Genomic DNA, 11,598 nt, shown 5'->3' with positions numbered 1-11,598 from the left:
GATTAAGTTCGTAGTAAGGACTTTAGTCCTTTTTGTTCGCGGAGCGTCCCGCAGGGAACGGAGAGAACGCAGAGAGAACTAAAGTTTTTACTACAAACCTTTAATTATTTACCCTGTTCTACTTAGTTGAGGATCAAAGTTTTATATTGTTATTGCAAAAATATACGAAATATCAACTTTAGTAAACCAAGCGTTGATCATCACCAACCTCGGTGCTAACTTAAATATCAAGACACCAAATAAGGTAAACCAAACCAAGCGGGCAAATGGCTCGGTGTCTCCCGTCATCAGCCCCAGCAGATTTCGGCATATTTATGTCATGTGGTAAAAAGCCCCAATAAAGGCCAAGCCAAATCCCAAAGCGGAAAAACAAAGATTGCTGAATTTGCTAGTTGTAGAGTCCACCCTAGTTAGAAAATTTCTCAATTACTTGTTGATTAAATTTAAACATTTGAAATCAATACAATATGAAAAAACCTGGTCAATCTTTACCAGGTTTTTTCATGTTGTAGGTGATTTGAATCACAAAGAATGTTAAGATATGATCAATAATGCAAGGAGTGTCATCTCAACAATCAAGGAAATGACATTTTGATTTAGGGTTCTTCAAATACCTTAAATATTCTCAAAAAGCCCATTTGTTTGGGCTATTTTTTTACTTAGTGATTTTCTAGGGGACAATAAAATGGGACATCCCCAAATAAATCCTGCTAGAGAAGTGCATGAAAAATAATTACAGTTTTTTGAAAGACATGACCTTAACCCTGTTTTTAGCTAGTTTCTGCTTGTCTTGCAGTGCTAGTCTTGATAGAAAAACAGAGCAAGGCAAAGCGATCGCACAAGAACAGAAAGAGCCAGAAATTAGCTATGGTAACTTCACTATTAAAGAACAGTCAGATTATTTGATGATTCCTGTGAATGCCACAAAGAGGTATGAAAAAGGAAATATTTTAGATAGCGACAGTTACAGTAAACGAAATAGCACAGCTTTACATAACTTAATATTTTATCGTAAACAAGATGGTGAAACTCATCTGCTCCTCGATAAACAAGCAATTATAAATTCGTTTGATTTAATAGAAACAAAAGCAGCAACAAAGCCACCTACAAGAGTTTGGCTTTATCAAATTATTGACCAAGATACTAACAAAGATAAACAACTCAATCAACAAGATGCTGTGATTGGCTATATTTCAGATTTATCGGGAAAGAATCTTCAGCAAGTCACGCCAAACAATACCAAAATGATCAGCTGGGTTGTTCTTCCCAGTCAAAATGCAGTTTTTATCAAAATTATCAAAGATTCTAATAATGACAATAAATTTACAGCCGCAGATAAGACTAATTTTGTTCGGGTTAGTCTTGAGCAACCCAGTATAGGTAAAGAAGTTATTAGCGACCAAATAGAACAGAAAATAAAATCTTACATTACTAAATGAATCATGAATTATGGAAGTTTTAGAGATTTCTAGTTGAGGCTGTAAATAATCAATATTTAACTGTAGAAAAAAATACAGGAGCAGTTTTATACGTAAAGCTGCTCCTGTATTAATTTACACAAAAATTCTTAATGTATGAAACTGGATTTACACAAAAGCTTGTTTCTATGGGTGACTGACCTGAAAAATTTTACGCATCAGAGTCAAAGACTTTAGAGATATTGGAAATACTCAGATTTTGGATCAGGAAAGAGTTATCAAAAGCAGAGATTGCCCCTTAGTTTGGACAATCAATCATTTGTAGCCAAATCCAGTCACATCCTAATCCAAAATCTAAATTCATATAATAATCCTGGATTAGTCATTGTCCCATTGTTCACGACCAATCAGATCGCCGATGCGATCGCGTAATAAGAAATCACACTTCTCTAACTCGCACTCTACACAAACCCATTCTCTGGCAGGAATGTATTGGCAGAGTGTATATATTGGCTGCTGTCGGCTAACCATTCCTTTTTCTACCAGTCGGCGTGCTTCGTCCTGAATTACATCTAGAGAGTAGTAATTTATAGAGGGCACCGTATTCACACTCATGGTTTTTACTCACAAATTTACACGTAAATAGTGTTCCCACTAATAATGGGGAACAAACATGACAAGGATTTAGACTTGCGCTGAAGATTTTGTAGTTTACTATACGGAACTGATTCCATTTTGACGCTAGACACTCCTAAATTATGTAAATAAATGTTAAGAATGTCAACTTTCCCTGACATTATCCCCATGACACCGCATTTGGAAAAGAACTGGCTGATAAATTCAACCAGTGAGAAAGCTGGTTAGAACATTAGAACCATATTTTAGAGATACCGAGATTGCGCCATAACTACAAAATTAGAAGTTTCTAGGTCAAGTTAGTGTATAAACTATTGCCAATATTATTGATATAACGGCTACCCTACACTAGGAAAGCTGATTAAGAGCCATAAGTTAATAATTTCTTAAAGCAAAGCGTAATTTCTGGATTAAGGTCAGTGTTATTGACTAACTGATTGGTGGAGATCAACATCTGTCGCCAGGTGAAATGAGATGTTTCTAGAGTAGCAGTAGCTATTAAAAGTCATATCCGACTTGCGGCGTAGCTAGGATGCCGCAAATGTTGTAATTATCACTTAAGTCATCATTCAATAACATATAGTTACGTAAGTACATAGCAACAGAATTATGAATTTTTATTTAGTTAGTGGTTTTTGCTGTCAGTAAAGTTATCAGAACATAAAATACAGTAATTTTGTTACCAAATTGTAACATTTTTGCCTATAAAAGCTTTAGGGGCTATCACCCCTAATATTGGGTATTGGGCATATAAATTCCAAATTGAGTCACCTCTGCTCCCCTGTCACCTGTCATCTGTCCCCTGTCACCTGTCACCTGTCCCCATATAAAAACAGACGTGCTTTAACCACGTCTGTAAATCGTTTGGCGGATTCTTCGGAGATCCATTGTTCTCTGGTGACAAAGTCGTAGAGACTACTTATTCTAAAAGTTGCTCATCACTTTCATCGCTCGTGTCTTGCGATCGCTCATATTCCAGTTTGTTTAATAGTGATAGCACCTTATTTCCCCGTTCAATAGAACGGTCTTCGATAAACATCACTTCTGGCGTGCGACGCAGCCTTACCCGCGCCCCCAGTTCACTCCGTACAAAACCAGTGGCTGACTTCAAACCCGCCATTGTTTCTTCCTTGGCTTCATCTGTACCATATATGCTGACGTAAATTTTGGCGTGTTGGAGATCACCAGAAACATCAACATCAGTTACACTAACCATTCCTGTGCCTACACGGTCATCTTTAATGCCATTGAGCAGCATTTGGCTAACTTCCCGTTTAATCAATTCAGCAACACGGGAAACGCGGCGATTTGTAGCCATATAAATCATGCCTCTCCACAGAGGTTGGACAACAACAAGTATAAGTAATATAGGACAACAGTAACTGCCCTGGGGATAAAAAGTGCTGAGTTAAAAGTGCTGCGTTCCTTTAGCGTAGCAGGGTGTAAGCCCGTGCTGAGTGAGAATCACCACTCATGACTCAGGACTGAGTTTCGTCAATCCATAATCCATAATATAGTTTTAGTCTAGATGGTACTTAGTCCCAGCATTGCCCGTAATGTGAAAGTGAGGAATGCCAGTCCACCTATAAATAAACCCAAAATAGCTACTAAGGTTACTGGACGTTTTAATAGTGGGAACAACGGCTCAAGGGTGTTTAGCAGAAGACCTAATACGATAGTAATCAAGTAGCGGGGGTAGCGAAAAACGTTATCCCAAAATCCGTCAAACATTTTAATTGAAACTGCCTTGTTATAGACTCGAAGTTTGTTTTGATGTACTTTATTCTTACTTATTGTAATCTATATGTGCTAGAAAACTACTCAGTTAATATAAAATATCCTTCATTAGTAATATCGTGAGAGTTCAGAACACAGCACTCAGATTTCAGGCTGGCTCAGGTTTTGGTATCACGAGTATATTCCTTAGTCAAATTATTTCCTGACTCTCTTTCTGCTCTGACTCCTGTATATTTTCTGAACTCTGATGCTATATTTATTAGCTTATAGCTGAGTTGCAGTGCAATGGTTAGTGAAATCTCTAAGGAAACTTGCCCGCGCCCTTTTTTAAAGTGGGCTGGGGGCAAAGGTAGATTAATACAACAATATATTCCCTATTTACCCAAGAATTATCAAAATTATTACGAGCCATTCTTAGGTGGAGGTGCGCTATTTTTTTATCTGCGGCCACAGAAGGCTATTTTAACTGATATTAATGCAGAATTAATTACTGTTTATCGCTGTGTTCGTGATCATGTTGAAGAATTAATTCTGCTTTTAAAAGAGCATAAACTTAGGCATGGCAAAGATCATTATTATAGTATTAGGGCTAACTCTAGCGGCAATGATTTAGAGAAAGCGGCTAGATTCATTTATCTAAATAAAACTTGTTATAACGGACTATATCGCGTTAATTCTCAAGGTAAGTTTAATGTGCCTTTAGGGAAATACACAAATCCAAATATTTGTCCAGAAGATTTGCTGCGAGCAGCTTCAGCCACACTTACCACATCTAAAATTAAACAAGCAGATTTTACAGATATCCTCAATTATGCCACTGGCAGTGAAGATTTTGTATTTTGCGACCCCCCTTACCATCCTGTCAGTAACACTAGTTATTTTACGAGTTATCACCAAAGTTCATTTAGTGAAAAAGAGCAAGAAAAATTAAGAAATATCTGTGCAGAGCTAGCAAGTCGTGGTGTAAAAGTAGTCATCTGTAATTCAGATGCTGATTTTATTAGAAATTTGTATAAAGAAATTGAATTTAAGATTTATATAATAGAAGCTGCACGCTCTATTAATTCCAATATCCAAAAAAGAGGGATGGTTAAAGAATTATTAATTACATCATATTAGAAATTTTTATTAGACCAAGCTATAAATCGATCTAGAGTATGTACCGCTAGTAAATTATGATTATAGTCAACTTGTTTTTTTAACCATTTAATCGCCCCTTCTCGCATACCTTCACCGCCAATTACTATTATGGTTGGTGCTGGATAATAGTCTTGAATATTCAGGTTTAAATAAGGAAATTTTTCATCGACAGATCCGCCACTTTCTTGCCATTTACATTCGATAATTAATCCAGAAGGGATGGCTGGCAATCCCATAACATAGAAATCAACTTTGAGAGATGATTGATAAATACCATTACCGATATAAACCTGTTTGGCATAACGTTTGTTTAATAAACTCGCATTGAGCAAATATTCTTTTGTGACATGATTGCCAATTTGAAAATATCCATAACCAGTTAATATTGCATCTACATTACTTTCTAAAATCTTCCCCGCCTGATTTGCCCGTGCGCCTGGAGTCATCATTATCCCCAATCCCTTTGCACAAATCCCACGTATTCCAGGATTTCACGGAAGTGGGCGCAAATGAGTAATTACTTAATATGTATTTTTAATTGAGATTATATAAGGCTAAATTTAGAGATTATTATAGTATTAATGTACTAAAAATATAGCAATCCTCAATTATTTGCGAGATTCAAAAACCCCGGTGCTGAGAAACCGGGGTTCTAAAGTATTACCCAATAATAGAATTGAATATTCTTGCAGTTGTTATTTTAACTTCCTTAATAATTTTGCTAAGAACAGAAAATAAATAGGAGGGATGTCGCGTAGGTAATAAGAAACACTGATTTAACTTAGCAGAAAGATACTTTCTGATTAAATGTTTTAGCTTGTTTGCATTTCAGTATGACCGTTGCGGATAGCCCACGCCATATCTAGTAATTGTGTCCAACGCTTTTGTAGTTGCTTAGGGGTGCATTTCAGGGTTTTAGCGATCGCCTGATCACTATGTTTAGCAATTTTTAGTTGTAAGAGTTCCTGTTGTTGGGGAGATATGGTAATCATTAAAGTTTCCCACTGTTGACCAGATAATCCCAATTTTTGCTCCAAACCCGCGCCTAACCATTGATGTACTAATTGCCAATGATGTTGCTTGGCAAACTTCTGCACATGATATTTAAAGCGTTGTTGCAGATAATCACGCTGACGGCTAGTAAGACCGAGAATTTGGTCAATTTCGGGTGCCGGTAGGTCTTGCAGCTTCAACGTCAGGTAATCTACACAGTCAGATTGTCCTTGAGAATCTAAATATTGAACTAATTCTGAGATAATGCGATCGCGTTCTGATTCTTCTGAGGGATCAAAATTAGCTTGAGCGACCATTTGCGCTCTAATTTGTTGTACCGCCGAGTTCCGTTGGTAAGATTCGGCTTCCTCACCTTTGGCAGATTCTACTGCCATTTCAATGTCTACAGCTGTCTCTTGGGGCTGACGACGAGCGAAACCTTGAGCGCGTAAAATAACTAACTGTTGATTGTTTCCACCGGGTAAATTAATCCGTCGCTTGGCATACTGTTCAGTAAACGCCATATACTCAGCTAATTGCAACTGAGTGCGCGGAGTGTAATCTTCTGGTAGTTCGTTTTCCCGCCGAAAAGCTTTAATGGCTTCAATATAAAATGCTTGGAGAAAATCTTCAATCAGACTGTAGCGACCATCAAAACCCAACTCCGAACCTGCAATAGTTACATGACGGTAAACCATCGCACCCAAATTACTGTGTAATTCCACCCGTCCCCGTCTAGAACCTAGTTGATAATAATGTAGGCACTTTTGCAGGCGATGACGAGATAAAGTAATTTGCCAAGACTGAACTTGACCAGAGGTTTGAATTCGGGAACTCTTATCACAAATTCGTTTAACTTCCTTAGCAATGCGTTCAGCTATAGCTTCTACACACCTTGGTGTTGCTTTGACTTGAGCTTGCATTTCCTGACATAGCAGTTGCATCAAAGCACTTGTAGCGGAGAACTCCTCAGTAACAACTTCGTTGACAAAAGCAGATGTGGAGGTTGGTAGATTTGCAAGATTTAGTTTCATGACTTTTCCTGGGTGTGGTGTTGCACCTTAAAGGCAATGCACAAACAGTACCTGAAGTCAGGTTTGAGTGGAAAACCCATCAATACCTATTGCAAGCACTGCTAATATACATGACTGTAAGCGATCAAAAAAAGTTACAGAGAAGGTAGTGTGTCGCTTTTTTCACAAGCAACCGAATCGAGGTTAACACAAGCATATTTGCTTTGCCCTCAAAATAGCTAAAAAGCTTAATATGTCTCCATCACTGCCATCCTGTTCTATCCGCTCCCAATCCTTGTACCTATGACGATAGGGAAACTGGAGTATTTTTCTGACATAATTCCGAAATTGGCGAGGAAGCCTGTGAAGTTCAATTGTCAAACCCATGCAGCTACTGCTTCCCAACCTAATCCCCGCCTCGTAATCATGGGTTCATCTCCCGTTAAATCTACGATGGTAGATACTTCATATGTTGGTTCTTGATCGGTATCTACAATCACATCTACTAATTTATCCAAACGATCAAATAGCTCCACGCGTGACAATCTTAATTCTGAATCTAGTGTAAATTTGCCATCATCTATCTCATCAGGTGGTAAATGTGCCGAAGTCGAAATAATCGGGTTTCCTAGAGCTTCTAATAATGCTAAACATACGCTATGATCGGGTACACGAATACCTGTGGTCTTACGTTTAGGACTTTGTACCAGTTTTGGTACTAGTTTGGTTGCAGGTAGCAAAAATGTATAAGTTCCTGGTATTAGTCGTTTCATAATCCGATAGGCTGTGTCACTGACAAAGGAGTAAGTAGTTACATTTGACAGTGAAGGACATAAAAACGTCAGTGGTTTATCATTTGCTAGCTGCTTAATTTTTCGGACTTTTTCCACCGCAGATTTGACATTTAAATCACAACCGATCGCATAAACTGTATCAGTTGGATATAGCATAACTGCGCCACTAGAAAGCGCAGACCTTATTTCCTCTATTCTCCGAGTTTGTGGATTCTCCGGATGGACAGCGATAATTTTTGCCATAAAATGTTGGGTTGCGGTTAAGTATTAGGTATGGGGCATTGGGCATTGGGCATGAATAATAAAATGGATGCCCTATATAGTGATGTCCCTAGTAGGAAGGGATCAATTCTTCGAGAGAGGTTCTGTAAACTTAAGCGTTGCACATATTTACATACACAAGCAATTGCTTCATATATTAGGTGATTGGGGACTGGGGACTAGTACCGCCGTGAAGTCATAGACGCTAAAGCGGCTAACCCGGAGGGTAAGTCAAAAGCCAAAAGTCAAAATGAAGACAAGGGAGTTAAATCAGTAAACTGTGAACAGTTATCAAGTGACTGGTAACTGATAACTGATAACTGATAACTATTGGCTTATGAACAAAATTGCTTATCTTCAATGTCCGGCAGGGATTTCCGGTGATATGTGCTTGGGAGCTTTGGTGAGTCTGGGAGTTCCCTTTGAATATTTAACGGAAAAACTCAATAACTTGGGTATTTCTCAGGAATATAAGTTAAGGGCGGAACTGGTACAAAAAAATGGTCAGCAGGCGACAAAAGTCCATGTGGATTTAATTGAGCATCATCATGACCACCATCACCATGAACACCATCATGGTCGTCATCTGCCAGAAATCGAGCAAATAATTCTCCACGCTGGGTTGCCATCACGGGCCCAGGCGTGGAGTTTGGCTGTATTTCGACAATTAGCGATCGCGGAAGGGGCGGTACATGGGATTGCTCCTGAGAAAGTGCATTTTCATGAAGTGGGTGCTGTGGATGCAATTGTAGACATTGTTGGCACTTGTTTGGGATTGGATTGGTTGGATATTGCTAGCGATGCAGCCGGATTCCCTTTACTCTATTGTTCAGCATTTCCTACGGGTGGGGGTACTGTGCGGGCAGCGCATGGGCAAATGGCAGTACCAGTACCAGCAGTTTTGAAGTTATGGGAAATGCGGAGTTGTCCCGTTTATAGTAATGGGATTGATCGGGAACTAGTGACACCAACAGGAGCTGCGATCGCTACTACCTTAGTTAAAGAGTTTGGCGCACCACCACCAATCACCATCAAACAGATCGGATTAGGATCTGGTACAATCAATCTCCCTATTCCCAATATACTACGCCTGTGGCTGGGTGAAAGTGCCAGTTTACAGCCAAATTTCATAGATTCTGGGGAAACCAGCCCAACGTTAGAAACCATTTCGGTACTAGAAACTCAAATTGATGACTTAAACCCCCAGGCTATAGGTTATGTATTTGAGGCTTTGTTTGAGGCTGGTGCAGTGGATGTCTTTACCCAACCTATAGGCATGAAAAAATCTCGTCCAGGGATTTTACTAACTGTTATTTGTCATCCAGAAAAACTACTTGCTTGTGAAGCAGTTATATTCCGCGAAACCACCACTTTAGGCATCCGTCGCACTACCCAACAACGCGCCATCTTAGAACGAGAAATTCAACAAGTAGAAACAAAATATGGCACAGTAAGAATTAAAGTTGCATGGCAAGGACAATCAACAGATAAACGTATTGCCAATATCCAGCCAGAATATGAAGATTGTGCGGAATTAGCTCGTAAATATAATCTTCCCTGGCGAGAAGTTCACCAACTAGTTCTACATAGTTGGGAATACGGTTCATTCTTGAGAAAAGGTGAAAATCAAGAGAGTTGATGATCACAGAACCCCGGTTTTTTGAAAAAACCGGGGTTCTAGATTTTTGAACTTTGGACAATTTTTCATGCCCAATGCCCTATTACCAATCTCCAAAACTAGATAAATCTAGCTTATCTAATTGTTCTATTTACTGCATCAGCTGTATCTTCAGCTTGTCGCTGAATGCTTTTTCCTGTATCTGTTGCTCCGCGCTGAACATTTTTTACTAAGTCTTCCGCAGCATTTTGAGTGTTTTCTCTGATATTTTCCAATCCACGTTGAGTTCCTTTAGCAACGCCTTCACGCACTTCTTCAGCAGAACTACCCACATCTTCACCTAGGTTCTTTACTCTTTCACCTAAAGGTGTGCCTTGGCGATAATTGCGGACATATTGTTCTGTGCTATCAACGCCTTTTTGTTCGACATTTCTTTTAGCCATGTCTCGCAAAGCTTTAGCTTTGGCTTCTGCTGCTTTCTCCTCGGCTCTGGCTCTGGGATCTACATCACTAAAGTTGTTCATCCCACCTTGAGGTGGATTGAGAGGATAACTCTTTGTGGGGTCGTATCTTTCTATATTAGGAGCTTGTCCGGCGGGCTGTGATGGTTGTGCTGCTATACCTGGACGGTTACAAGCCTGTGCTGTTAAGAGAAAAACTCCTGCTAAGAAAGCTGTGAAAACTTTTAAGGGACGAAGGTTTTTTAGCCAATCAATGACTCTTTTCATAGGGGTACTCCTGGAATTTTGTAAGTCGATATAAACGTTCACCAAAATGAAATTTTGATGATGGGAAAAGGCAAATAATGTTATCTACCAACTGCGGGATTTTTTTGTAACTCAGGTCTTGAACTGGCTTCATCTGCTTTTTCTTTTAAAAAACCAGAAGCTTCTTTCACATTTTCTTGGACAGTTCCAATCCGTTCTTGAATGCGAGTTCCTACATCTGGCTCACGCTGAATTAAACCACCTGGTTTTGGCTGTTGGTAGTCTTTTTCAGTAATGATTGGCAATTCCCCTTCTTTTAAAACTCTTCCAGTTGGTGTTTCTGCACCGGGATAGAGTAATTCGGATTCTCTATTAGCAGCAATCAATATCTGTACGTTACTTTGTAGGCTAGCTTGGTCATTTTCCTTACGGGTCTTTGTGTTAGTGATTTTCGGATCTGTAGACATTCTATATTTGGTATATTTGTCTCCACCATTTTTATAAGGATTATTAGCACCGCCAGCCTGTACAGCAGGATTTTGAGGATTCGCACCTTGGGGATTGGCTTGACTACAAGCAGTGCTAAAGATTAACAATAGTCCAGCCAAAAATACAGAAAAAACTTGGCGCAGTCGCAGTTTTTTCCCTAAAGATATTAGACTGTTCACCAATTCCTCCTTTTAACTAATAACAAGCTTGATCACTTATTTAGATGTAGTAAATAAGCAGAGACTTGTGTGCTATTTTCGTGGTTTTGGTTCAATACTGAATTTGACCAACAGTTACTCATATTAGATGCTAAAAACTAACTTTTCCTCTAGCGTAAGTCACATTCTTTTGTCCACCAATGTGCTAGATTTATCTAACTCCAGAGAGACCAGATTAAATATAATTAGATTCTTACGTTGGTTTTATGAACCCAACAAAGTCTTGATGATGTTGGTTTTTGTTCCTCAACCTAACCTAATCTAGGTTTAATTTTTAGGCTTGACTGAACTGTATTGGACTATGATTAATTGGTCAATTTCTCCAAATTTATAATTGAATACCATTAAGAGAAGCAGTCCATAAATCACTTAAACCTAAAAGTCGCTTGACAGTATTAAAGGCATCTTCAATTCCCCCTCTTCGACGGTATAAGTCAGCCACAACATAGGGTGGTAAAACAGTAGGGTCAAGTACACTGTTTAAATAAGAATGCCATGTTTTACCTAAACGAATTTGATTTTTCCTCAAGGCAATCTTCCCTAAAAATTCTTGCTTATGCAGACTTATTTCTAT

11 protein-coding genes and 1 pseudogene are annotated in these 11,598 nt (G+C 38.8%); 3 read left to right on the top strand and 9 right to left on the bottom strand.

The features are described 5' to 3' along the window. Nucleotides 1-722: 722 nt before the first annotated feature. Entirely contained in the window at nucleotides 723-1,439 is a 717-nt protein-coding gene (locus VB693_RS12210) for a hypothetical protein (protein ID WP_323266503.1), read from the top strand. A gap of 357 nt (nucleotides 1,440-1,796) precedes the next feature. On the opposite strand, the gene VB693_RS12205 is transcribed toward VB693_RS12210, so the two are convergent. The 3 genes from VB693_RS12205 to VB693_RS12195 form a co-directional block, all read right to left on the bottom strand. After that, nucleotides 1,797-2,033, bottom strand: a complete 237-nt coding sequence (locus VB693_RS12205) for a DUF4327 family protein (protein WP_011319422.1) — start codon at nucleotides 2,031-2,033, stop codon at nucleotides 1,797-1,799. A gap of 940 nt (nucleotides 2,034-2,973) precedes the next feature. Continuing rightward, nucleotides 2,974-3,372, bottom strand: coding sequence for a 30S ribosome-binding factor RbfA (gene rbfA / locus VB693_RS12200; protein WP_190703386.1), 399 nt, complete (start codon nucleotides 3,370-3,372; stop codon nucleotides 2,974-2,976). Nucleotides 3,373-3,578: 206 nt separating this feature from the next. Further along, a complete protein-coding gene (locus VB693_RS12195; protein WP_190703384.1) occupies nucleotides 3,579-3,785 on the bottom strand; it encodes a DUF751 family protein in 207 nt (68 codons plus the stop codon). 291 nt (nucleotides 3,786-4,076) lie between these two features. On the opposite strand from VB693_RS12195, the gene VB693_RS12190 reads away from it, so the two are divergent. Next, entirely contained in the window at nucleotides 4,077-4,910 is an 834-nt protein-coding gene (locus VB693_RS12190; protein ID WP_323266502.1) for a DNA adenine methylase, read from the top strand. Here the strand turns inward: VB693_RS12190 and VB693_RS12185 are convergent. The 3 genes from VB693_RS12185 to VB693_RS12175 form a co-directional block, all read right to left on the bottom strand. Next, on the bottom strand, nucleotides 4,907-5,377 hold the full coding sequence (locus VB693_RS12185; protein WP_323266514.1) for a PD-(D/E)XK nuclease superfamily protein: 471 nt from the start codon (nucleotides 5,375-5,377) through the stop codon (nucleotides 4,907-4,909). The genes VB693_RS12190 and VB693_RS12185 overlap by 4 nt on opposite strands. Before the next feature lie 366 nt (nucleotides 5,378-5,743). Further along, complete coding sequence (locus VB693_RS12180; RefSeq protein WP_323266501.1) at nucleotides 5,744-6,958, bottom strand: HetZ-related protein; 1,215 nt, start codon at nucleotides 6,956-6,958, stop codon at nucleotides 5,744-5,746. Between the two features lie 356 nt (nucleotides 6,959-7,314). Continuing rightward, entirely contained in the window at nucleotides 7,315-7,974 is a 660-nt protein-coding gene (locus VB693_RS12175) for an L-threonylcarbamoyladenylate synthase (protein WP_323266500.1), read from the bottom strand. 355 nt (nucleotides 7,975-8,329) lie between these two features. On the opposite strand from VB693_RS12175, the gene larC reads away from it, so the two are divergent. Then, complete coding sequence (gene larC, locus VB693_RS12170; protein WP_323266499.1) at nucleotides 8,330-9,631, top strand: nickel pincer cofactor biosynthesis protein LarC; 1,302 nt, start codon at nucleotides 8,330-8,332, stop codon at nucleotides 9,629-9,631. A 113-nt stretch (nucleotides 9,632-9,744) separates the two neighbouring features. Here the strand turns inward: larC and VB693_RS12165 are convergent, their stop codons facing one another. From VB693_RS12165 to VB693_RS12155, 3 genes and pseudogenes are all read right to left on the bottom strand, one after another. Next, nucleotides 9,745-10,338, bottom strand: a complete 594-nt coding sequence (locus tag VB693_RS12165; protein ID WP_323266498.1) for a hypothetical protein — start codon at nucleotides 10,336-10,338, stop codon at nucleotides 9,745-9,747. Between the two features lie 80 nt (nucleotides 10,339-10,418). Continuing rightward, entirely contained in the window at nucleotides 10,419-10,985 is a 567-nt protein-coding gene (locus VB693_RS12160; protein WP_323266497.1) for a DUF6658 family protein, read from the bottom strand. 370 nt (nucleotides 10,986-11,355) lie between these two features. Further along, nucleotides 11,356-11,559: pseudogene (locus tag VB693_RS12155) on the bottom strand (transposase); the annotation flags it as partial. Between the last annotated feature and the right edge of the window lie 39 nt (nucleotides 11,560-11,598).

The organism is Anabaena sp. UHCC 0399 (assembly GCF_034931465.1).
Taxonomy (GTDB): Bacteria; Cyanobacteriota; Cyanobacteriia; order Cyanobacteriales; family Nostocaceae; genus Trichormus; species Trichormus minutissimus.
This window is presented reverse-complemented; position numbering and strand designations above follow the sequence as displayed.